Consider the following 19,974-nt stretch of genomic DNA (forward strand, 5'->3'; position numbering starts at 1 on the left):
TCGCCGTTTGCGTGCCTTCAACGCAGACTACTACGTGGCGTCAATAATGCAAGGAACTTCTGACTCAGGACACTAGCCGGTCAGCTCTCCACGATGGCCCATGCGTCCATCGCCTGGCCCCCGGCATCGTCGCCGGTCCACAAGTTGACCTTGCCCGGCGTGGTGGCATCGGCTGCGCCGCCCACCGTTACCGTGTCGTGATCGAACATCGGCGCCAGCCCACGGAAGCCGAAGCGGCGCACCGTGGCGCCGGGCATCTCGCGTGCCAGCAGGTCCAGGGCGAGCATCGCCTGCAGCGGGCCGTGCACGACCAGGCCGGGGTAGCCTTCCACGTCGCGCACATAGTCGTGGTCATAGTGGATGCGGTGGCCGTTGAAGGTGAGCGCGGAGAAACGGAACAGCATGACCGGGTCGGCACGCAACTGGCGCTGCCATTGCGCCTGGTGCGCCAGGCGTGGCCGCGGGGGCAGCGGCTGTCCCGGCTCCGGCATGGCGCGATAGACCAGGTCGTGGCGCTCGGTCAGCGCGATTTCACCCTTGACCGTCAGCACATGTTCCACGGTGACGAACCACAGCTCGCCGCTGCGCCCGCTCTTGTGCTCGACATTGCGGATGGTGGACGTGCGCGTGACGGTATCGCCCACGCGCAGCGGCTTGCAAAAATCCAGCTCGCCGCCCGCCCACATGCGGCGCGGCAGCGGCACCGGCGGCATGAAGCCGCCCAGCGCCGGGTGGCCGTCCTGGCCAAGCTCGCGCTGCGGGGCGCGCGGCAGGAAGTAGAGCCAGTGCCACAGCGGCGGCAGCGGGCCGCGCACCAGCGCATCGCCATCGAGGTCGAGCGTGGCCGCGAGGCCGATCACGGGTTCCGGGGAGAGGGTCTCGGTGCGGCTTTCGCTGCGGCCGATCCAGGTGCGCAGGGTTTCAAGTTGGGTCATGGCTGGGTTACTGCGGGTCCTGTGCGGGTTTGCCGGCCAGCGCCAACATGCGCCGGGCCTGTTCGATGACGGGGCGGTCGACCATCTTGCCGTCAACCTGCACGGCGTGGCTGCCGCTGGCGGTGGCGTCCAGCACGCGCTGCGCCCAGTCCAGTTGCTCTGTCGTGGGCAGGAAGCCCGCGCGCACCGCGGCAAGCTGGGCCGGGTGGATGCACAGCTTGGCGGCAAAGCCGAGCGCGCGCGAGTGCGCTACGTCATCGGCCAGCACGGCCTCGTCCTTGAGCGCGGTGGTGACGCCATCCACGGGCGGCGGCAGGCCGGCCACGCGTGAAGCCAGCACAATGCGCGAGCGCGCCATCAGCAGCGCCTCGCGGGTATGGGCGCAGCCCAGGTCCACGGCGAAGTCCAGCGAGCCAAAGGCCAGCCGCGACACGCCTGGCGCGGCGGCGACCGCATCGATGTCGTGCAGGCCCCGCGCGCTTTCGATGATGGCCACCAGGCGGCCCTGGGGGTTCACCTGGGCCAGCGCCTGGGCGATCTCGCCAAGCGCGGCCGGGTCTTCTGCCTTGGGCACCAGCAATCCGGCCAGGTGTGCGTCGGGCGGCAGGGCGCGCAGCCATTCCATATCGGCGGCGAAGGCCAGCGAGCTGGAGTCGTTGATGCGCACGTAAGCCTGCGCCTGCGCGCCGCGTTCCAGCAGCCAGGCGGCAATGGCCGTGCGCGCGGCTGGCTTGGCGTCCGGATGCACCGCATCCTCCAGATCGAGGATCAGTGCATCGGGCGCGGCGCCCGCGGCTTTGTCGAAGCGTTCGGGCCGGTCGCCCGGCACGAACAAATAGGTGATGGCAGTGGACATGAAGCGAGTCTCGGTGGGATTGGCCGCGTTATTTCGCGACGGGCAGCCAGTCGGTGACCCTCGCCTGTTTCTCCAGCGCCCACACGCGGGCAATGATGGTGCGCATCTCGGCCTCGCTCGCGCCGTGGCGGAACGCGCCCAGTTGCAGCGCCTTGGCCTCGAGCTCCGGGCGCGACAGCGTATTGCCCGGATCGCCCTTGGGCACGTCCACGCGGCCCGCCAGCGTGCGGCCGTCGGTGGTCTTGACAGTGACGCGGCCGATCCACTGGCGCGGATACGCGGCATTGATCTCGTCGTCCAGTTCCATTTCCACCTTGTCGCGGAAGGCGGCCACCTTGGCGTCCTGCAGCGCATGGTCCTCGAACTCGCCCAGGCCGGCGTGCGCGTGCACCGCTACCAGGCCCAGCACGGTGCCCATGGAGAACTTGGCCTGGTGGATGGTCTTGGGATCGGTCACCGGGCCGAGCACGTCGATGGCGCCCTGGTGCACGTGCGCGGTCACGCTGGCGATCTGGTCCGCGCTGATCTTCTCGCCCAGCATCAGGTCCTTGAGCGCATCGGCCGCCGGGTGCGTGTGGCGGCAGGAGGCAAAGAACTTGAAGGAGGTTTCGGCGGTGGCCCAGCGCTCGCCCAGGCCGTCGGTCAGGGCGGCCGGGTTGGCGTCGCTGGACATCCCGGCGGCCATGCCCTGCGGGCCTTCCAGGATACGCTTGGCGCCGGTGAAGCCAGCGCGCGCGATCCAGGCGGACATCAGGCCGTCGGCGGCGGCCTTGGCGGTGTGCAGTTGCTTGGAGTCCGCGGCGTCGCGCAGGAACTCCCACAGGCCGGCGGCCTGCGTGCCGGCCGAGCCGAGCGCCTGGTTGATGCCTTCGGCGTCCATGCCATACAGCTTGGCGACTGCCGCGGCTGCCGCCAACGTGCCGACCGTGCCGGTGGTGTGGAACACGCGATAGTGCGAGCGGCCCATGAATTCGCCAATGCGGATGCCCGCCTCGTAGCCGGCGATGGATGCCAGCAGCACCTCGGCACCGCTCTTGCCCTCGGCCTGCGCGGCAGCGATCACCGCCGGGAACACCACGGCGGCGGGATGCAGCACCGAGCCGTTATGCACGTCATCCTGCTCCACCACGTGGGAGGAAGCGCCGTTGATCAAGGCGGCAAAGTACGGCGAAGTGCGGCGGCGATCCACCAGCATCTCGGCCGGGCCCTGTTGCGGGCCCATTGCGGCGACGAACTCCTGCAGCTTGCGCACCGCCGGTGCGTCCTTTCCAGCGATGGCGGAGGCGATCCAGTCGAGGAACAGGTCCTTGGTGCGCTCCACCACTTCGGCGGGCACGTCGGCCAGCGTGAAGCGGGCCAGGAAATCGCACAGCTGGCGGGTAGGGTAGGTGTGGTCAGTAGCTTGGCTCATGCCGGCTCCGGGCGGTGTTCGGGATGGTGGGTTGTGTTGCTGTTCCTCCCCTCTCCCACGCCAGTGGGAGAGGGGCCGGGGGAGAGGGCCGACGCCTGCTCAAGGTAAGAGGCCTCGTTCTTGCGAATGCCCGCCCTCTCCCCCAACCCCTCTCCCGCCGGGCGGGAGAGGGGTGCCACGCCTGCGCGAGAATCGTGCGCGGGCGCTCTTGCTGCATTCTGTTGTTCAAATCGTCTTGCTGTCAGTCATCCTGGCAATCTCGTCCACGCCGTAACCCAGCTCGGCCAGGATGGCCGTGCTATGCGCGCCCAGCGCCGGGACATCGCCCATCACCGGCTCCACGCCCGACAGGTTGGCCGGCGGCAGCAGCGCGCCGATGGGGCCGCCGGGGCTGGCCACTTCGCGCCAGCGTCCGCGCGCGGCCAGTTGCGGGTGGTTCCACACCGCCTCGATATCGTTCATCGGCGCGTTGGCGATCTGCGCATCGTCGAGCAGCGCTTCGACCTGCGTCACCGTCATTGGCGCGAAACGCGCTTCGATCAGCGCGGTCAGGTCGGTGCGGTTCTTGACGCGTCCCGAGTTGGAGGAGAAGCGCTCGTCCTTGAGCAACGCCGGCTGCGCCAGGACCTTGTTGCAGAACGCCTGCCATTCGCGCTCGTTCTGCAGGCCGAAGATCACGCTGCCGCCGTCGCCCGTGCGGTGCACGCCATACGGTGCGATGGCCGGATGCGACGCGCCAAAACGCGCCGGCGCCGTGCCGCCGTAGTGGCCGAAGTACAGCGCGTAGTTCATCCATTCGGTCAGCGCCTCCAGCATGGTCACTTCCACGCGCAGGCCCTGGCCGGTTCGCCCGCGCTGCAGCAGCGCGGACAGGATGCCGCTGTAGGCGTACATGCCAGCCGCGATGTCGGCGATGGAAATGCCTGCGCGCGAGGGCTCGTCCGCGCTGCCGGTGATGCCGATCAGACCGGCGGCGGCCTGGATCAGCAGGTCGTATGCCTTCTTGTCGCGATAGGGGCCAGCGTCTCCGTAGCCCGAGATATCGCAGACGATCAGCTTGCCGTAGCGCGGATGCAGCGTGTCGAAGTCCAGCCCCATGCGCGCGGCCGCGCCCGGCGCCAGGTTCTGCACCAGCACGTCGGCATCGGCCAGCAGGCGGTGCAATACCGTTTGTGCCTCAATCTGCTTCAGGTCGAGCGTCAGGCTCTCCTTGCCGCGGTTGAGCCAGACAAAGTGCGAAGCCTGGCCATTGACGGTCTCGTCATAGCCACGCGCGAAGTCTCCCACGCCGGGGCGCTCCACCTTGACCACGCGGGCGCCGAGATCGGCCAGCTGGCGGGTGGCGAACGGCGCGGCCACGGCGTGTTCGAGGGAGACGACGCGGATCCCGTCGAGCGGGCGTATGCCCTGGTGCGTAGCAAGCATGGGGGCGGGCCTCAGAACGAACGCGGCAGCTCGAGCACGTGCTCGGCCACGTACGACAAGATCAGGTTGGTGGAGATCGGCGCCACCTGGTACAGGCGCGTCTCGCGGAACTTGCGCTCGATATCGTATTCGGCGGCGAAGCCGAAGCCGCCGTGCGTTTGCAGGCAGACGTTAGCCGCTTCCCACGAGGCATCGGCCGCGAGCAGCTTGGAGATATTGGCCTCCTTGCCGCAGGGCTTGCCGGCGTCGAACAGCGCGGCGGCCTTGTAGCGCATCAGGCTGGCCGCTTCTACGTTCACATAGGCACGCGCGATGGGGAACTGGATGCCCTGGTTCTGGCCGATCGGGCGGTCGAACACGATGCGCTCGCGCGCATAGCTGCTGGCGCGCTCGATAAACCAGTAGCCGTCGCCCACGCATTCGGAGGCAATCAGGATGCGTTCGGCGTTCAGGCCGTCGAGGATGTACTTGAGCCCCTTGCCTTCCTCGCCGATCAGGTTCTCGGCGGGAATCTCCAGGTTGTCGAAGAACAGTTCGTTGGTCTCGTGGTTGACCATATTGCGGATCGGCCGCACCGTCAGGCCCTTGCCGATGGCCTCGCGCAGGTCCACCACGAACACCGACAGCCCCTCCGACTTGCGCTTGACCTGGTCCAGCGGCGTGGTGCGCGCCAGCAGCAGCATCAGGTCCGAGTGCTGCACGCGCGAGATCCACACCTTCTGGCCGTTGATGACGTAGCGGTCGCCCTTCTTCACGGCGGTGGTCTTGAGCTTGGTGGTATCGGTGCCGGTGGTGGGCTCGGTCACCGCCATCGACTGCATGCGCAGCTCGCCCGAGGCGATGCCCGGCAGCCAGCGCTGCTTCTGCTCGGCCGAGCCGTGGCGCAACAGGCAGCCCATCACGTACATCTGGCCGTGGCAGGCGCCGGAGTTGCCGCCGGTGCGGTTGATCTCCTCCATGATGACGGACGCCGCGGTCAGCGGCAGGCCCGAGCCGCCATACTCCTCGGGGATCAGCGCGGACAGCCAGCCGGCCTTGGTCAGCGCCTGCACGAACTCCTCGGGGAAGGCGTTCTGCTCTTCCACGCGTTGCCAGTAGGCGGAATCGAAGCCGGTGCACAGGGCACGCACGGCTTCGCGGATGTCGGGATACGGCTGGTCGTGCGATTGTTCTGCGAACATGAAAAGGGGCCCCGGAATGGACGTTATGGGTATTAGCTTGCGGCCATTATTCCCGAGGGCCTGCCGCGCGGTAATTCGGATTTGCGAAAGAGCGGCTTAGCGCCCCCGGAAGCAGGCCGGGCCGGGACGGCGCGGGCGTGAGCGGTGCCGCGCGCACTTGCTGGCGCTCGGCAGCTTCTGTCCCGCCTTGCCCACCCTTAGGGAAATCCGTATTGCATATGCGCCGCTTTATCGCCACGCTTGCCTGAAACGATAACGCCGCGCGCCCGCACAGGCCGACGCAGGCGAGCCCTAGCCGGCATAGCCCGGCCAATCCACCAATTTGGAGACGAAAGACATGGCAGGCAGCAAACAGCGGCGGCACGGGCGGGTCAGCAGTGAAAATGCAGCGCAAATGAGTCGGGTCCAGGCGCCATGGCGCTGGATGGCGCTCGCCGCGCTGGGCGTGGCGGCAGCGCTCACGCTGCCTGCCCCGGCGCGCGCCGCCGATGCCTACCCCACCAAGCCGATCACCATGGTGGTCCCCTTTGCCGCGGGCGGCCCCACCGACGTGGTGGCGCGCACCATGGCCGCGGCCATGTCCAGGACCCTGGGCCAGAGCGTGGTGGTGGAAAACCGGCTCGGCGCCGGCGGCACCGTCTCCGCCGCCTACGTGGCCAAGGCCGCACCGGATGGCTACATCATCCTGATCCACCACAACGGCATGGCCACTGCGCCGGCGCTGTACAGCAAGCTCCCCTACAAGCCGCTGACGGATTTCAGCTTTGTCGGCCAGGTGGCCGACGTGCCCATGACCCTGCTCGGCCGCCATGACCTGCCTGCCAAGACGCTGCCGGAGCTGATTGCCTACATCCGCCAGAACCGGGAAAAGGTCAACCTGGCCAACGCCGGGCTGGGCGCGGTCTCGCAGCTGTGCGGCATGCTGTTCCAGAAAGCCATCGGCGTCGAGCTCACCGCCATTCCCTACCAGGGCACCGCGCCCGCGATGACCGCCCTGCTGGGCAGCCAGGTCGACATCCTGTGCGACCAGACCACCCAGACCTTGCCGCATATCAAGGCCGACAAGGTCAAGCTCTACGGCGTCACCACCACCACGCGCATCAAGGCCTTGCCTGACACCGCCACGCTGGCCGAGAGCGGGCTCAAGGGCTTCGAGGTCAAGGTCTGGCACGGCATCTACGCCCCGCACGGGACACCGCCGGCGGTCATCGACCGGCTTAACGGGGCGCTGCGCACCGCGCTGAAGGATCCGGCGGTGGCCGCGCGGCTGGCCGATCTTGGCGCCGAGATCGTGCCGGAGGACAAGCAGACGCCGGAAGGGCTGCGCACGTGGCTGAAGGCCGAGATCGAGAAATGGTCGCCGATCATCAAGGCGGCCGGGGTGAAGGCGGATTGAGCGCAGGGCGAGGGATCGCCGCGGCGCAAAGGTAGTAAGATTTCCGGATCACTGCGCCAGTGCCGGCCCATCGGTTGAAGCGAATCGCGCCGGCACTGGCTCTTCCACTACGGTTCCGGGAGCCCCCTTGTTCGAACGTGCCAGACAGGATTTCGCCGCGCTAACCACCCGCGCCGAGTTTCACTCGTTGCGCCTGGTCCGGCAGAGCGGCGAGCATTGCATGATGCGGCGCGGCGTCGCCGAGCCGCCGTCCCTCACGCAGGACATGGGAGCCATGCTCAATGTGCGCCTGGCTGGCGTGGAGGCTTATGCCGCCACCAGCGATCTCAGCGTGGCCGGGTTGCAGCGCGCGCTCGATAGCGCCGAAGCGCTGGCACGGCGGATCGCCGCGCATGGCCTTGTCGACCTGCGTGGACTGGAGCCGCCCCAAGGCCAGGCCCGCTACGAATCCCCCGGCCTGCACGGTGCGTTCCCGGGGCTTGCCGAGCGCTTCGCGCTGCTGGCGGAGGTGTCTGCCAGCGTGCCCGCCGATTCGCGGCTGGTGAACTGGCTGGTTTATCTCGATCACCAGCGCTTTGAGCAGCTCTACCTCAATAGCGCCGGTGCCGAGCAATGGCAGGCGTTGCGCTTCGTCTATCCCGGCATCAGCGTGACCGCCTTCGACGGCAACGACAGCCAGACCCGCAGCTTCGGCGGCTTCGGCAGCGGCCAGCAAGGCGGCGCGGAGGTCATCGCGCGCCTGGGCTTCGCTAACGCTGCATCGCGGGTGGCGGACGAAGCCTTGCAGTTGCTGCACGCGCCCAATGCGCCGAGCGGCCCCACCGACCTGCTGCTGATGCCGGACCAGATGATGCTGCAGATCCATGAATCCATCGGCCATCCGCTGGAACTGGACCGCATCCTCGGGGACGAACGCAACTATGCGGGCACCAGCTTTATCGGGCTGGAGGACTTTGGCCGATACCAGTATGGTTCGTCCCTGCTCAATATCAGCTTCGACCCGGGCATCCCGGAGGAACTGGCCAGCTACGGCTTTGATGACGAGGGCCAGCCCGCGCAAAAGGAATTCCTGATCCGCGATGGCCTGCTACTGCGCCCGCTGGGCGGCGCGCTGTCGCAATGGCGCAGCGGGCTGCCGGGTGTCGCCAACAGCCGGGCCTGCAACTGGAACCGGCCGCCGATCGATCGCATGGCCAACCTCAACCTGGAGCCGGGCGACCGTACCATGGCGCAACTGGTCGGCGGCATCGAGCGCGGCATCCTGATGTCCTCCAACCGTTCCTGGTCCATCGACGATGCGCGCAACAAGTTCCAGTTCGGCTGCGAATGGGGACGCCTGATCGAGGACGGCGAGCTCAAGGGCGTGGTCAAGAACCCGAACTACCGCGGTGTTTCCGCGAATTTCTGGCGCAGCCTGGCTGCCGTTGGCGATGCCAGTACCTTCGAGGTGCACGGCACGCCGTACTGCGGCAAGGGCGAGCCCAACCAAGTGGTGCGCGTCGGCCATGCTTCGCCGGCCTGCGTGTTCAAGCAAGTGGAAGTCTTTGGAGGAGCCGCGTGATGGCGGATGCGCAATCGTTGTTCGCGGCGCTGGCCGAAGATGTGCGCAATGCGCTGGGCGAGGGCGAAGCCTTCACGCTGTGGTACAGCGCGGAAGAGTCCGAGTTCATTCGCTTCAATCGCGCGCGGGTGCGCCAGGCCGGGCAGGTCCGGCAAGCCACGGCCCGGCTCAAGCTGATCCGCGACGAGCGCCATGCCAATATCGGCATCACCCTGTCCGGCGAGCCGGCGGCCGATCGCCAGCGCCTCGCCGATGGCTTGCTGCAACTGCGCGAGGCGATCGGCCAGTTGCAGCCCGATCCCTACCTGATGCTGGAGCGCGAACCTTGGCAGCGCGCGCTGGCCGATGTGGCTGCGCCGCCGGACAGCGCCGAGGTGTTCGCGCAGATCGACGAGACCGCGCGCGGGCTGGACCTGGTCGGCATTTATGCCGCCGGTCCGTTGTACCGGGGTTTTGCGAACAGTTTCGGCGCTTTTGGCTGGCATGCCGCGCAAGGCTTCCACTTCGACTGGAGCCTGTTCCACGCCAACGGCCAGGCGGTAAAGGCCGACTACGCCGGCTCGCGTTGGGATGCCGCCGAATTCGCCAGCCGCTTTGCCCAGGCGCGCCAGCAGCTGGACCACCTGGGCAAGCCGCAGCGCGTATTGCCGCCCGGCGAGTATCGGGCCTACCTGGCCCCAGCCGCGCTCGAGGAAGTGCTGGGCATGTTCTCCTGGGGCGGCTTCTCGGCCCGCGCGCTGGCGCAGAAGGAAAGCCCGCTCCAGCGGCTATACGACGGTGGCGCGCGCCTGAGCCCGCTGCTGGATCTTGATGAATGCGCAACCGGCACGCTGGCCCCGGCCTTCGGCCCGGAAGGCATCCCGCGCAGCGACGTGAAGCTGGTGCGCGCCGGGCTGCCCGCCGGCCGGCTGGTCTATCCCCGCAGCGCGCGGGAGTACGATCTAGCCGCCAATTGCGCCAGCGCCGGCGAAGGGCCGCAGTCCCTCGCCATGGCAGCCGGCGGCCTCGCGCGGGACGACGTGCTCGCCGCACTCGGCACCGGCCTCTATATAGGTAACCTTTGGTATCTCAACTGGTCCGACGCGCCGGCGGCCCGCATGACCGGCATGACGCGCTTCGCTACGTTCTGGGTGGAAGAAGGCCGCATCCAGGCGCCGCTTGGGACAATGCGGTTTGACGACAGTATCTATAGCTTCCTGGGGGAGCATTTGGAGGCGCTGACCAGCGAGCGGCAGCTGCGGGTGTCGAGCAGTACTTATGGGGAGCGGCAGACTGATTCTGCGCTGTTGCCTGGGGCGCTGACGGGGAAGCTCACGCTGACGCTGTGAGCGGCGTGGGGAGCCAACGCACTGGCTCCCTAGCGTTAGTCCTGCCTAGCGGAATCGAGAAAGGCCTCCCTCATGGACCGTCTTCTCCGTCCTGCCGAGCCAGTTCGGCAAAGACGTTTGCAGCCGCTGTCACTTTGCCCTCCGCGATCTCCTTCTCGCCGAGCGCCAGGATCTTCAATAGCGCAGTTGTGCGCCGCTGTGCTTCGTGGCTGGCGATGTCCTGCACGACAAGTTCAGCCTCGTCATTCTGGGCTTCGCGCGTCTCCCTGATCTCCGTGACGATACGGGCCGCATCGCTCTTCGGAAAGCTGATTGGTTTGATGTTAGAGAGTTTCACGGCGGGTCCATGTGGAAGTGACTGGATGACTGAATATAGTCTGAATTCGGTCTGACGCCCACTTCGCAGGCAGGGTCTTCGTTCCAATCCACCCAAGATAAGCCGCCAAATAAAATCGCATTTTGCGCCGAGAACACTTGACAGGTGACGAGGTTCGAGCGGCCGCCGCCCTGCTTGCGCTGGCTGTTTAGCGCAAGCAGGGCGGCGGCCAATAGAGGATCATTTCTCGATCTTCGCTTGGCTATGATGCCCCTGTCCGATCTGTTCGCTACGCTTACCCAATATCTGCACACCCAGGTCTTTCGCGATTTGGCCCGTCATCCCGAACATCCGGCCGCATTCACCCGTCAGCGTAAGCTCACCCTGCCGACACTGATCACCTTCATGCTTGGCAACTTGCGCATGGGGGTGCAAGCCGAACTCGATCAATTCTTCGCCGCACTCGCCCGCCAAAATACCTTGTGCCGACGCGTCAGTGAACAAGCGTTCGCCCAGGCTCGCAGCAAACTCAGCGGCGATGTCTTTGCTCACCTCAATGACTGGCTGCTTCAGCAAGTGTCCAAACATTTGCCACGCTGGCATGGCTTTCGGTTGGTCGCTGCGGACGCCTCACACCTGCGTTTCGCCATCCGCCATAGCCATCTCCCTCGAGCCGCCACCCGCGATCAACTCGCCTTTGGCCTGTACCTGCCTGAGGCCGAGATCATGCTCACCGCCTCACTGCACAGCGTGCACGAGAACGAACGCCAGATCCTGTTCGAGCATCTGGACCGCCTGCAATCCGACGACTTGCTTTTGCTCGACCGCGGCTACCCAGCCCGCTGGCTGGTGGCCGTGCTCAACCAACGAAACATCCCTTTCTGCATGCGCGCCGACGGCAGCGGCTTTGCTGCCGTACGGCGCTTCGTGCGCTCTGGCCGTGTCGAGGCCATCGTTACGCTCCCGGCTCCAGCCCGCATTGACGCGCGCGACTATGAGTGTGCGGCTTCCCCGCAGACCGTTCGGCTGATCCGGCAGATCTCGCCAGCCGGTAAGGTGCGCGTGCTCATCACCAATCTGCTCGACATGCACCGATATCCGGCTGCCACCTTCCGCGATCTCTATCATCAGCGCTGGCGCCTGGAGGAGGCGTTTAAACGTCTCAAACACCGCATGGCACTCGAACACCTGTCCGGCCTGTCGCAGTTGGCTGCCAGGCAGGACTTCGGCGCCAAAATCCTGAGCGACAACCTCCACGCCCTGTGCTGCCTCACCGCCGCGCAGGAATATGAGATTGGCTCGGAGCATCGGATCAACCGTGCCTACGCCATCACCGCCCTCAAACCTGTCCTGTCAGCGGCGCTGCTCGGCTTGCGCTGGGCCAAGGCCGCTCTGAATGAGACCTTGGCCGTGATCGCAACACGTATCCATCGCGTGCGGCCGGATCGCGCCAAGCCTCGTCCGCCTCGCCACAAACCTCATCGACATGCTGCTTATAAGGCCTGTTGATGCCTAATTGTTGATGCTTAACTTGGGTGGATTGGTCTTCGTTCCCCTACTTGCCATTCTGTCAACCGGCTCTCGCGCCGCCTCCGTCAAATACTGGATCAAAGTCTCCGCAAACTACGGAAGTTCAAGCCTCGGCCGCCTCAAGGTTGGCGATACTTCCAGTTCAGCCTTTGTCGAATTTCCGATGCCCATATTGCCCGCTCCACTCTGAGAGGACTAATTTTTCAAGCGCGAGTGTGAATGCGGAAATTTCTTCGAAGCCTTCGGAAATTACTTCTTTTGATGCGCGTGGGATTCCTGCTCGACGTTGGATGCTAGAGTGCGCTGCATGCGAGCCATATGTAAGAAGCGGGAGCTACTGTCTCTTGTTATGGGTCACCTTTAACCGTCTAGGTGCGCAATATCAACGTCTTATCGCTACGCCAAAAGGTCGATGATTTTTTCTGGTTATAGACATTAAACGAAGAATTCGCTTGTGCGATCTCTCGTTCGCGGAGCAGGTAATTTTTTTGGTAAATGATTTCCCGAAATTGAAGCTAGCAGATCGTTTTGGTTGGGGGTGGGGCATTGATACTCCCGGCTATCGTGGGGGGCATCTTGGAGTTTATCAAGGCGTTTATTAAGAGTATAAAAGAAATGCGCGGCTGCGATGCGGACTCGGGTGCATATTTTTTTAATCTTGTGCATCTGGCTGCTGTGATTTTGCTCATTGTTGCAATTTTATTCAGTCTAGCTAGAAAACTATTTGTTTGAGATGAGTGTGGGGGTGTGCGATGAGGTGGGTTATTCTGTGTAAATGATGGCTGATTATTTGCTGTGCCTAATTTTTATTTCCATTTTCCCGTCTGTATCTTATGCCCAGCTTGTTTTCCCGGCATCTTCGTCAGGGATTGTTGTGCCTGCAAAGAGTTGGAAGCATTTTCGAGGTGAGGGGGTGGTGAAGCAGAATTCCGATTATTCCTGCGGCTCTGCTTCCCTTTCGACTGTTTTGGGATTCTATGGCGTTGAAATCACCGAAAAACAATTGATGGAGGCGATGCCTCTTTATCATCTTCCTTTGAACTCTGGCGCATTTGGTGAGCCTGATTTACACAGACTTCCCATAATGCTCCAGACGCAGCGGCAGTTCTAGAAGCGCGGCTGGGAGGGATTCTGCGTACAGCTCCATGTATCTGTCCCATGGAAACCTGATCCGGTGCCGGCTGAATCAACCTTCTAGTCATCTTCTTGCGCCTTGATGACAAGATCGGGTGGGCAGCGCTGTCGCTTGGTCTGTACGGGCAACCCTAGCCGCCTCAAACCGGCTCCCGCGCCGCCTCAGTCAAATACTGGATCAACGTCTCCGCAAACTGCGGCAGCTCCCGCCCGGGCCGGCGCACCAAACGCAGGTCACGCTTGGCCCATTCATCTTCCAGCGGAATGAACCGCAGCACCTTGCGGCTGGCATAGCGCCGCGCGCAGCTGTTGGGCACGATCGCGATGCCAGCGCCTGCCTCCACCATCCGGCACACGGCGTCGAAGCTGCCCAGCTGGATCCGCAGGCTGATGCGCTTGCCCATGCCGCTGGCGATCCGGTCCAGGAAGGACTGGATCGCGCTGAACTGGTTGAGACCCACAAAGCGGCAGGTATCGAGCAGGTCGGCAAAGTGCAGGCTGGTGAACTGCGGCAGCGGGTGGTTGACCGGCGCGATCACGATCAGCTCGTCGCTGCATAGCTGCATGACTTCGAGATCATTGGTGGCCACTTCGCCGGCGACGATGCCGAGGTCCGCCGCACCGGCGCTGATCGACGAGACGATGGCCTGCGACAGCTGTTCCTCCAGTTCGATGTCGACATCCGGGTTCTCGGCGAGGAAGCGCGATAGCGCCGTGGCGAGGAAGGAGTTGGTGGCGGTGGTGTTGGCCAGCAGGCGTACGCGGCCCTTGACGCCCTTGGCGTAGGGCCGCAGGTCCGAGTGCAGGCACTCCAGCTCGCGGAACACCTCGCGCGCGTGGCGCAGCAGGGCGTCGCCGGCTGGGGTCAGGCGCACGCCTTTCACCTGGCGGATCAGCAACTGGGTCTGGAAGGCCTCTTCCAGCTGCTTGATGCGGGTGCTGGCGGCGGGCAGGGAGAGAAAGCTGCGCTCGGCGGCGCGGGTCAGGTTTTCGGTTTCGCCGACGTTCAGGAAGAGGCGCAGGTCGGTCAGGTCGTAATGCATGTGTTTCGCTGGGCCAAAGGCCTCTTTTGTGAATCGTGAATAGCAATGTCCCCGCCGTCAATTTATCGTATTCGGCGTGGCAATAGAACCATAAAGGCCGGATCGTCCGTATTGCGCGGGCGGTTACCGGCTTGCCTCGCGCGAAGGCGGCGCGAAACCCGAGCCGCCGCGCAGCCACCCAGGAGGACGACAAATGACAGTTCGGCGCTACAGCGCAAGCAGGCGGGCGGGCATGGCCACCATGCTGGGCGTGGCTAGCTTGGCCACCTTGGCCATCATGGGCGGCGCTGCCGCGGCCGACTACCCTGACAAGCCGGTGCGCCTGATCGTGCCCGCGGCGGCGGGGGGAACCACCGATATCGCCTCGCGGCTGGTCGGCAAGCGGCTGGGAGAGCTGCTCGGCCAGCCGGTGGTGGTGGAAAACCGCGCCGGCGCTGCCGGCATCGTCGGCGTGCAGGCGCTGCGCCAGGCCGCCCCCGACGGCTATACGCTGATGATGGGCAATATCGGCCCCAATGCCATCAACTACGGTCTGTACAAGCAACTTCCCTACCGTGCCCAGGACTTCGCGCCGATCACCATGGTGGTTTCGGTGCCCAACGTGCTGGTGGTGAACGCCAAGGTGCCCGCCCGCAACGTGGCGGAGTTGGTGGCGCTGGCCAGGTCCCAGCCGGGCAAGCTGTCGTTCGCCTCGTCGGGCACCGGGCAGTCGGTGCACCTGTCCGGCGAGCTGTTCAAGAAGCGCACCGGTATCGACATCATCCATGTGCCCTACAAGGGTGCCGCGCCGGCCGTGGCTGACCTGGTCGCCGGGCAGGTGACGATGATGGTGGACAACCTGCCCAGCTCCCTGCCGCATATCCAGTCCGGCAAGCTGCGCGCGCTGGCAGTGACCAGCGCCACGCGCGTGGCCGAGCTGCCAGACGTGCCGACCATGAAGGAAGCCGGCCTCGACGACTTCCAGGTGACCGCATGGTTCGGCCTGGTGGCGCCGGCTGGCACGCCGCCCGCGGTGGTCTCGCGCCTGCAAAAGACGGTGGCCGGCATCCTGGCCGAGCCCGAGGTGAAAACCCGCCTGGCCGATCTCGGCGGCGTGCCGGGCGGCGACACGCCTGAGCATTTCGGCAAGTTCATCGACGCCGAGCGCGTGCGCTGGGCCAAGGTGGTGAAGGACACCGGCATTGCGCAGCAATGAAGGCGAGCCCGAAGCACGGCACGCGACATCACGACAAAACGAGGGGACAGGGCATGGAAGCATCGAAAGCGCGCCACCGCAGGTCATGGCTTCAGGCCGTGCTGATCGCCCCGCTCGCGGTGGGGCTGCTGGGCGCGAGCGCTTCCGCACTTGCCGACACCTGGCCCAACAAGCCGATCCAGTTGCTGATTCCCTATCCGCCGGGCGGCAGCGCCGACCTGCTGGCACGCCCGGTGGCGGCCAAGCTGCAGGAGCGGCTGGGCCAGCCGGTAGTGCTCGACTACCGGCCGGGCGCCGGCGGCACCATCGCCTCGCAGCAACTTGCGCGCGCCAAGCCGGACGGCAACACGCTGATCGTGGTGCTGGCCGCGCACGCGATCAACGCCAGCCTCTATCCCAAGCTGCCCTATGACACCCGCAAGGATTTCGCGCCGGTGTCGCTGGTGGCCAACCTGCCGCTGATCCTGGCCGGCAGTCCCTCGCTGAAGGCCAAGACCGTGCCCGAGCTGATCGCCGCGGCCAAGGCCGCGCCGGGGCAGCTGACTTTCGCCTCCGCGGGCAACGGCAACACGGGCCACCTGGCCGGCGAGCTGTTCGACAGCCTGGCCGGCATCAAGATGACCCATGTGCCGTACAAGGGCAGCGCCCAGGTGGTCAACGCCATGCTGGCGGGCGAGGTGCAGCTGACCTTCGACAGCATTTCCACCTCGATGCCGCATATCCGCAGCGGCCGCCTCAAGGCACTGGCCGTGACCAGCGCCAAACGTGCGGCGCTGGCGCCGGACGTGCCCACGCTGGCCGAGGCCGGCGTGCCCGGCTTCGACATCAACGGCTGGTACGCGGTGCTGGCGCCGGCCGGCACGCCGCCGGCCATTGTCGAGCGGCTCAGCAAGGAGATCGCGGCCGTGCTGACCCAGCCCGACCTGCGCGCGAACCTGGCAGCCAACGGCTATGAGCCGGTGGGTTCCACGCCGGCGGTGCTGGGCGCGCATATCGACGCGGAGATCACGCGCTGGAGCAAGGTCGTGAAGGAATCGGGCGCACGCCTGGAATAAGAGATCAACCAATACCCGGCCTGGCACGTGCCAGGCCGCCGAGAGAAACGTGTACACAGGAGCATGATCATGAGTGGAATGATGGCAGGCAAGGTAGCGCTGGTGACCGGCGCGGGTGGTGGCATCGGGCGCGGCGTAGCGCTGGAACTGGCCAAGGCCGGCGCCAAGGTGGTGGTCAATGACGTCGGTGTATCGCTCACTGGCGAAGGCGGCGATGCCGGCCCCGCGCAGCGCGTGGTCGACGAGATCGTCGCCGCCGGCGGCATTGCGGTAGCCAATACCGACAGCGTGTCGAGCTGGCAGGGCGCCAACGCCATCGTGCAATGCGCGATCGACAACTTCGGCCGCATCGATGTCGTGGTCAACAACGCCGGCAACCTGCGCGACCGCATGTTCTTCAAGATGAACGAGGAAGAATGGCGCTCGGTGATCGATGTCCACCTCAATGGCACGTTCTTTGTCAGCCGCGCCGCCGCTAACCACTTCAAGGACCAGGAGAGCGGCGCCTACGTGCACATGACCTCCACGTCCGGCCTGATCGGCAACCTGGGCCAGGCCAACTACTCGGCCGCCAAGCTTGGCATTGCCGCGCTGTCGAAGTCGATCGCGCTGGACATGGCCCGCTTCAACGTGCGCTCGAACTGCATCGCGCCGTTCGCCTGGAGCCGCATGACCAGCTCGATCCCCTCCGAGACCCCGGAAGAAAAAGCGCGCGTCGCCAAGCTGCAAAAGATGGAAGCCAACAAGGTCGCGCCGATGGCCGCCTTTCTCGCCAGCGATGCCGCGCATGAAGTCAACGCGCAGATCTTCGCCGTGCGTGCCAACGAGATCATGCTGATGAGCCAGCCGCGCCCGGTGCGCTCGGTGCATATGAGCGAAGGCTGGACCCCGGAATCCATCGCCGAGATCGCCATCCCCGCCATGCGGAACAGCTTCTTCAAGCTCGAGCGCTCGCCCGACGTGATCAACTGGGACCCGATCTGACGCCATGCCGCTCGACTACAACCGCATCAAGCACTGGGACTTTCCGGAGGTCACGCAGACCTACGGCGAGAAGGATTCCATCCTCTACGCGCTGGGTCTTGGCCTGGGCGAGCAGCCCACCGATCCGCGCCAGCTGCGCTACGTCTACGAGGCGCAGCTCAAGGCCTTTCCCACGCAGGCCGTGGTGCTGGCCTATCCCGGCTTCTGGATGCAGGACCCGAGGAGCGGCATCGACTGGGTGCGCATCGTGCACGGTGAGCAGCGCCTGCGCTTGCATCGCCCGTTGCCGGCATCCGGCACCGTGCGGGCCCGCGCCCGCGTGAGCCACGTGATCGACAAGGGTGCCGGCAAAGGCGCGCTGGTGATCATCGAGCGTACGCTGGTGGACGTGGCCAGCGGCGCCGAACTGGCCACGGTGCACCACACCACCTTCTGCCGCGGCGACGGCGGCTTTGGCCAGGGCGACACCGCGCCCGAAGCGCTGCCGGCAGCGCCGGCACGCGCGCCGGATGCGGTTCGCAGCCTGGCGATCCTGCCGCAGGCCGCGTTGCTCTATCGCCTCAATGCCGATCCCAATCCGCTGCATGCCGATCCCGAGGTGGCGCGCGCGGCGGGCTTCGACAAGCCCATCCTGCATGGCTTGTGCACCTATGGCGTGGCGGCGCGCGCGCTGGTCGATACCTTTGCCGAAGGCGATGGCGACCAGTTGCTCGAACTCAATGTGCGTTTTTCCCGGCCGGTATTTCCCGGCGAAACCCTCGAAGTGCGTATGTGGCGCGAAGGCGGCGGCCGCGTGCTGTTCGACGCCTGCGTGCCCGCGCGCGACGTCACCGTGCTCAGCAACGGCGTGGCGGAATTCCGCGCATGACAACAAGGACAACAACAATGAAGAGCGCGCTCGACGGCGTACGTGTGCTGGATCTCTCGCGCATCCTGGCCGGCCCGTGGTGCGCCCAGAACCTGGCAGACCTCGGCGCCGAGGTCATCAAGGTAGAGCGCCCCGGCGTGGGCGACGACACCCGCTCCTGGGGCCCGCCCTGGCTGCCTGACGGCGACGGCAAGCCCTCGCGCGATGCGAGCTACTACGCCGGCGCCAACCGCGGCAAGCGCTCGGTCACGCTCGATATCGCCAGTGCCGAAGGCCAGGCCATCGTGCGCGAGCTGGCGGCAAAATCGCAGATCGTGCTGGAGAACTACAAGGTCGGCGACCTCAAGCGCTATGGGTTGGACTATGACAGCCTCAAGGCCATCAACCCGGCGCTGGTGTATTGCTCCATCACCGGTTATGGGCAGGAAGGGCCGAGCGCGCACAAGCCGGGCTACGACTTCATCTTCCAGGGCATCGGCGGGCTGATGAGCATCACGGGCGAGCGCGACGACCTGGCCGGTGGCGGCCCGCAGAAGGTCGGCGTGGCCGTGGTCGACATGCTCACTGGCATGTACGCCACCGTGGCCGTGCTGGCCGCGCTGCGCCATGCCGAGCGTACCGGCGAGGGGCAGCGGATCGACATGGCGTTGCTCGATGCGGTGGTGGCGGTCGGGGCGACGCCGATCCTGGCGCAGAAGATCACCGGCAAGACGCCGCAGCGTTTTGGTAATGCGCACGCCAATATGGTGCCGTATCACGTGTTCGCCACGGCGGACGGCTACATGATCGTGGCCGCCGGCAACGACGGACAGTGGCAAGGGTACTGCCGCGGCGTGGAGCGCCCGGACCTGGCAAAGGACGAACGCTTCACCACCGGCACTGGCCGCATCGTCAATCGCGACGTGCTGGTGCCGCTGCTGGAAGCGCATATGCGCACGGGCACGACCGCACGGTGGGTGGAAGCGCTGGAGCGCGAGGGGATTCCCTGCGGGCCGATCAATGACTATGCGCAGGTGCTGGAGGATCCGCAGGTCAGGTACCGCGAGTTGCAGGTGGATATGGTGCGCAGCGATGGCGGAGTTTGTCCCACGGTGAAGAGCCCGTTGCGGCTGTCGGTTACGCCGGTGCGCTATGACGCGGCGCCGCCGCGATTGGGCGAGCATACGGAGGCAGTGCTGGGTGAAGTGCTGGGGATGTCGGCGCAGAGGATTGCTGCGCTGCGGGGCAAGGGAGTGGTTTGAGTTTGTTCGCTCGAATTGCGTGACCCGGCCCTTCAGTCACTTTTACGGTTCCGCACCTGAAAGTGACAGGCGTCTCCCAGTTGCTGGTTTGCTCCCCTCTCCCGCACGGCGGGAGAGGGGCGGGGGGAGAGGGCGGGCGCTCGCCAAGAGCGAGACGTCACATCCCTCCGATATCGCCCGTCATCTGCCTCACGGCATGATCCATATCAAATCGCGAACGCTTGCTTCGCGGCACAATGTCCCTGAACTCCCAGCCTTCCAACTCCCATCCAAGGTGAGGCCCATGTTCCCCGAATTCCGCGATCAGATAGCCCTCCTCAAAACCCACGACGCCCGCTTTGCGCGGCTGTTTTCCCGCCACAATGAACTGGACCAGGAGCGAGCAACTGATACTCCATTCTTGCTCAGAAGAAGTATCTATAATTGCTCGCCATGAGCAAGGTTTATCGGATCAACGAATTCGCAAAGCGCATCGGACGGGCTCCCAGTACGGTGCGCCGCTGGGAGCGCGAAGG

Annotated in this window: 18 protein-coding genes and 1 pseudogene; 11 read left to right on the forward strand and 8 right to left on the reverse strand. The window is 65.5% G+C overall.

Annotated elements, in window-relative coordinates:
- Positions 1–80 precede the first annotated feature (80 nt).
- From ACGLHR_RS43475 to ACGLHR_RS43495, 5 genes are all read right to left on the reverse strand, one after another.
- Entirely contained in the window at positions 81–935 is an 855-nt protein-coding gene (locus tag ACGLHR_RS43475; RefSeq protein WP_400102067.1) for a MaoC family dehydratase N-terminal domain-containing protein, read from the reverse strand.
- Positions 936–942: 7 nt separating this feature from the next.
- Positions 943–1,791, reverse strand: a complete 849-nt coding sequence (locus ACGLHR_RS43480; protein ID WP_400102068.1) for an HpcH/HpaI aldolase/citrate lyase family protein — start codon at positions 1,789–1,791, stop codon at positions 943–945.
- Between the two features lie 28 nt (positions 1,792–1,819).
- Positions 1,820–3,202 (reverse strand): MmgE/PrpD family protein, encoded by a 1,383-nt coding sequence (locus ACGLHR_RS43485; protein WP_400102069.1) that lies wholly within the window; start codon positions 3,200–3,202, stop codon positions 1,820–1,822.
- Positions 3,203–3,427: 225 nt separating this feature from the next.
- A complete protein-coding gene (locus ACGLHR_RS43490) occupies positions 3,428–4,627 on the reverse strand; it encodes a CaiB/BaiF CoA transferase family protein (RefSeq protein WP_400102070.1) in 1,200 nt (399 codons plus the stop codon).
- Positions 4,628–4,638: 11 nt separating this feature from the next.
- Complete coding sequence (locus ACGLHR_RS43495; RefSeq protein ID WP_318235482.1) at positions 4,639–5,808, reverse strand: acyl-CoA dehydrogenase family protein; 1,170 nt, start codon at positions 5,806–5,808, stop codon at positions 4,639–4,641.
- Positions 5,809–6,202: 394 nt separating this feature from the next.
- Here ACGLHR_RS43495 and ACGLHR_RS43500 point away from each other — a divergent pair, with 394 nt between their 5' ends.
- From ACGLHR_RS43500 to ACGLHR_RS43510, 3 genes are all read left to right on the forward strand, one after another.
- Positions 6,203–7,204 (forward strand): tripartite tricarboxylate transporter substrate-binding protein, encoded by a 1,002-nt coding sequence (locus ACGLHR_RS43500; protein ID WP_400102071.1) that lies wholly within the window; start codon positions 6,203–6,205, stop codon positions 7,202–7,204.
- Between the two features lie 127 nt (positions 7,205–7,331).
- Positions 7,332–8,765: a TldD/PmbA family protein gene (locus ACGLHR_RS43505; protein ID WP_400102072.1), complete on the forward strand. Its 1,434-nt coding sequence runs from the start codon at positions 7,332–7,334 to the stop codon at positions 8,763–8,765.
- Entirely contained in the window at positions 8,765–10,093 is a 1,329-nt protein-coding gene (locus tag ACGLHR_RS43510; RefSeq protein WP_400102073.1) for a TldD/PmbA family protein, read from the forward strand. Before ACGLHR_RS43505 ends, ACGLHR_RS43510 begins: the two co-directional genes overlap by 1 nt.
- 70 nt (positions 10,094–10,163) lie before the next feature.
- Here the strand turns inward: ACGLHR_RS43510 and ACGLHR_RS43515 are convergent, their stop codons facing one another.
- Both ACGLHR_RS43515 and ACGLHR_RS43520 read right to left on the reverse strand, forming a co-directional pair.
- Entirely contained in the window at positions 10,164–10,430 is a 267-nt protein-coding gene (locus tag ACGLHR_RS43515; RefSeq protein WP_400102074.1) for a prevent-host-death protein, read from the reverse strand.
- Positions 10,427–10,642 (reverse strand): hypothetical protein, encoded by a 216-nt coding sequence (locus tag ACGLHR_RS43520; RefSeq protein ID WP_400102075.1) that lies wholly within the window; start codon positions 10,640–10,642, stop codon positions 10,427–10,429. The genes ACGLHR_RS43515 and ACGLHR_RS43520 overlap by 4 nt, the downstream gene beginning before the upstream one ends.
- A 34-nt stretch (positions 10,643–10,676) precedes the next feature.
- Here ACGLHR_RS43520 and ACGLHR_RS43525 point away from each other — a divergent pair, with 34 nt between their 5' ends.
- Together ACGLHR_RS43525 and ACGLHR_RS43530 are read left to right on the forward strand one after the other, a co-directional pair.
- Complete coding sequence (locus ACGLHR_RS43525) at positions 10,677–11,918, forward strand: IS4 family transposase (protein ID WP_400102081.1); 1,242 nt, start codon at positions 10,677–10,679, stop codon at positions 11,916–11,918.
- Between the two features lie 796 nt (positions 11,919–12,714).
- Entirely contained in the window at positions 12,715–13,050 is a 336-nt protein-coding gene (locus ACGLHR_RS43530) for a cysteine peptidase family C39 domain-containing protein (RefSeq protein WP_400102076.1), read from the forward strand.
- A 163-nt stretch (positions 13,051–13,213) separates the two neighbouring features.
- On the opposite strand, the gene ACGLHR_RS43535 is transcribed toward ACGLHR_RS43530, so the two are convergent.
- Positions 13,214–14,116 carry a LysR family transcriptional regulator gene (locus ACGLHR_RS43535; RefSeq protein WP_035863199.1) on the reverse strand — a complete coding sequence of 301 codons (903 nt, stop codon included), beginning with the start codon at positions 14,114–14,116 and terminating at the stop codon, positions 13,214–13,216.
- 232 nt (positions 14,117–14,348) lie between these two features.
- On the opposite strand from ACGLHR_RS43535, the gene ACGLHR_RS43540 reads away from it, so the two are divergent.
- The 6 genes and pseudogenes from ACGLHR_RS43540 to ACGLHR_RS43565 form a co-directional block, all read left to right on the forward strand.
- The gene (locus tag ACGLHR_RS43540; protein WP_400102082.1) at positions 14,349–15,311 is read left to right on the forward strand and encodes a Bug family tripartite tricarboxylate transporter substrate binding protein; all 963 of its coding nucleotides are present in this window, start codon (positions 14,349–14,351) and stop codon (positions 15,309–15,311) included.
- A gap of 53 nt (positions 15,312–15,364) precedes the next feature.
- Positions 15,365–16,366 carry a tripartite tricarboxylate transporter substrate binding protein gene (locus ACGLHR_RS43545; RefSeq protein ID WP_400102077.1) on the forward strand — a complete coding sequence of 334 codons (1,002 nt, stop codon included), beginning with the start codon at positions 15,365–15,367 and terminating at the stop codon, positions 16,364–16,366.
- Between the two features lie 69 nt (positions 16,367–16,435).
- Positions 16,436–17,350, forward strand: a complete 915-nt coding sequence (locus ACGLHR_RS43550; RefSeq protein WP_400102078.1) for an SDR family NAD(P)-dependent oxidoreductase — start codon at positions 16,436–16,438, stop codon at positions 17,348–17,350.
- A 4-nt stretch (positions 17,351–17,354) separates the two neighbouring features.
- Positions 17,355–18,218 (forward strand): MaoC/PaaZ C-terminal domain-containing protein, encoded by an 864-nt coding sequence (locus ACGLHR_RS43555; protein WP_400102079.1) that lies wholly within the window; start codon positions 17,355–17,357, stop codon positions 18,216–18,218.
- Between the two features lie 17 nt (positions 18,219–18,235).
- Positions 18,236–19,459 (forward strand): CaiB/BaiF CoA transferase family protein, encoded by a 1,224-nt coding sequence (locus tag ACGLHR_RS43560; RefSeq protein WP_400102080.1) that lies wholly within the window; start codon positions 18,236–18,238, stop codon positions 19,457–19,459.
- 283 nt (positions 19,460–19,742) lie between these two features.
- Positions 19,743–19,838: pseudogene (locus ACGLHR_RS43565) on the forward strand (YdcH family protein); the annotation flags it as partial.
- Between the last annotated feature and the right edge of the window lie 136 nt (positions 19,839–19,974).

Source organism: Cupriavidus sp. CuC1, assembly GCF_044627735.1.
GTDB classification, from domain to species: Bacteria; Pseudomonadota; Gammaproteobacteria; order Burkholderiales; family Burkholderiaceae; genus Cupriavidus; species Cupriavidus ulmosensis.

Bases quoted from the DNA above. Each gene is read 5' to 3' on its own strand.
- ACGLHR_RS43475 (WP_400102067.1), bottom strand. From the start codon at position 935: ATGACCCAACTTGAAACCCTGCGCACCTGGATCGGCCGCAGCGAAAGC.
- ACGLHR_RS43480 (WP_400102068.1), bottom strand. From the start codon at position 1,791: ATGTCCACTGCCATCACCTATTTGTTCGTGCCGGGCGACCGGCCCGAA.
- ACGLHR_RS43485 (WP_400102069.1), bottom strand. From the start codon at position 3,202: ATGAGCCAAGCTACTGACCACACCTACCCTACCCGCCAGCTGTGCGAT.
- ACGLHR_RS43490 (WP_400102070.1), bottom strand. From the start codon at position 4,627: ATGCTTGCTACGCACCAGGGCATACGCCCGCTCGACGGGATCCGCGTC.
- ACGLHR_RS43495 (WP_318235482.1), bottom strand. From the start codon at position 5,808: ATGTTCGCAGAACAATCGCACGACCAGCCGTATCCCGACATCCGCGAA.
- ACGLHR_RS43500 (WP_400102071.1), top strand. From the start codon at position 6,203: ATGAGTCGGGTCCAGGCGCCATGGCGCTGGATGGCGCTCGCCGCGCTG.
- ACGLHR_RS43510 (WP_400102073.1), top strand. From the start codon at position 8,765: ATGGCGGATGCGCAATCGTTGTTCGCGGCGCTGGCCGAAGATGTGCGC.
- ACGLHR_RS43525 (WP_400102081.1), top strand. From the start codon at position 10,677: ATGCCCCTGTCCGATCTGTTCGCTACGCTTACCCAATATCTGCACACC.
- ACGLHR_RS43530 (WP_400102076.1), top strand. From the start codon at position 12,715: ATGATGGCTGATTATTTGCTGTGCCTAATTTTTATTTCCATTTTCCCG.
- ACGLHR_RS43535 (WP_035863199.1), bottom strand. From the start codon at position 14,116: ATGCATTACGACCTGACCGACCTGCGCCTCTTCCTGAACGTCGGCGAA.
- ACGLHR_RS43540 (WP_400102082.1), top strand. From the start codon at position 14,349: ATGGCCACCATGCTGGGCGTGGCTAGCTTGGCCACCTTGGCCATCATG.
- ACGLHR_RS43545 (WP_400102077.1), top strand. From the start codon at position 15,365: ATGGAAGCATCGAAAGCGCGCCACCGCAGGTCATGGCTTCAGGCCGTG.
- ACGLHR_RS43550 (WP_400102078.1), top strand. From the start codon at position 16,436: ATGAGTGGAATGATGGCAGGCAAGGTAGCGCTGGTGACCGGCGCGGGT.
- ACGLHR_RS43555 (WP_400102079.1), top strand. From the start codon at position 17,355: ATGCCGCTCGACTACAACCGCATCAAGCACTGGGACTTTCCGGAGGTC.
- ACGLHR_RS43560 (WP_400102080.1), top strand. From the start codon at position 18,236: ATGAAGAGCGCGCTCGACGGCGTACGTGTGCTGGATCTCTCGCGCATC.